The organism is Frankia sp. CcWB2 (genome assembly GCF_977927585.1).
In genome coordinates this window covers 6,499-7,661 of sequence record NZ_CDWRCM010000224.1, presented here as the reverse complement: position 1 = coordinate 7,661, position 1,163 = coordinate 6,499, and the positions used below count along the sequence as shown (strand labels likewise).

Genomic DNA, 1,163 nt, shown 5'->3' with positions numbered 1-1,163 from the left:
TCGTCCAGACCAGCAGCTGCGCGCCCTGCCCGGCGAGGCCGAGGGCGTCGGCGACGAGCGGGAAACGGACGTAGACCGAGGGGTCGTCGACGTCCGAGTAGCCCTGGGACACCTCGTGGTCACTAAGCGGCGTCTCGTCGCGCGGGCAGTACGGGGTGACCCGGAAGTCCTCGACCAGCAGGCCCTGGTCGAAGATCTGCTTGAGCGACCACCAGACGCTCTCGACGTAGCTGGTGTCCATGGTGCGGTAGGCGCCCTCGAGGTCGACCCAGTAGCCCATCCGCTCGGTCATCGCGGAGAAGTCCGCGACATGGCGCAGCACCGACTCGCGGCACCGGGCGTTGAACTCGGCGATGCCGAACGCCTCGATGTCGTTTTTGCTGGTGAAGCCGAGCTCCTTCTCGACCGCGAGCTCGACGGGCAGCCCGTGGCAGTCCCAGCCGGCCCGCCGGGGAACGTGGTAGCCCTTCATCGTCCGGTAGCGGGGGAACAGGTCCTTGAAGACCCTGGCCTCCACGTGATGCGCCCCCGGCCTGCCGTTGGCGGTGGGCGGGCCCTCGTAGAAAACCCACAGCGGGCGGTCCGCGGTGGCCTCCAACGAACGGTGGAACACCTTGGTGTCGCGCCAGCGGGCCAACGTCTCCCGCTCCAGGGCGGGCAGGTCCACCTGGGCGGGCAGCGGAGCGAAGGTGGGATGCCGCAGGGGGGTGCTCATCGTGGGGACCCGGTCTCCATAGTCGTGATCTCCGTCGGGCTGGCTCTCCAACGGAGGGACGACGCCTCACCGGCCCCGGGCGTGACCATCCGGCCGATGCGCCGGCCGCCTGTCCTGCCCGGACCGGGGGTACCGCGGTACCACCCTCCTTGCACACCCGCTCGGCCGGATCGGGCCGAGGGATGGCCCCTCGTTGTCCTCGCGGTGGCCGGATCTACTGGGGACCCGATGGTCGACCGGATCCCGTTCTTCCGGCGGCTCGGGGGTGATCTTCGCGACGCGCTGGCCACCGGGCTTCCACCGACCCCGGCTCGCTCGGGCTGCGCCCGCCGCTACTCGTCCCCGTCCACGCCGTACCGCTGCCCATGAGCGTAGCTCAACGGGACGAGCGGTCCCGTCCCCGGCTCGGCCCTTCGCCGCGCGGCCGGTTCATCGTCGGGACCCGGGG

General features: G+C 71.1%; 1 protein-coding gene. It reads right to left on the bottom strand.

Annotation, left to right across the window (positions count from 1 at the left end):
- A partial coding sequence (locus ACY45C_RS18830; RefSeq protein ID WP_462188895.1) for a class I tRNA ligase family protein occupies window positions 1-715 on the bottom strand: 715 nt, incomplete at its 3' end.
- Window positions 716-1,163: the final 448 nt, after the last annotated feature.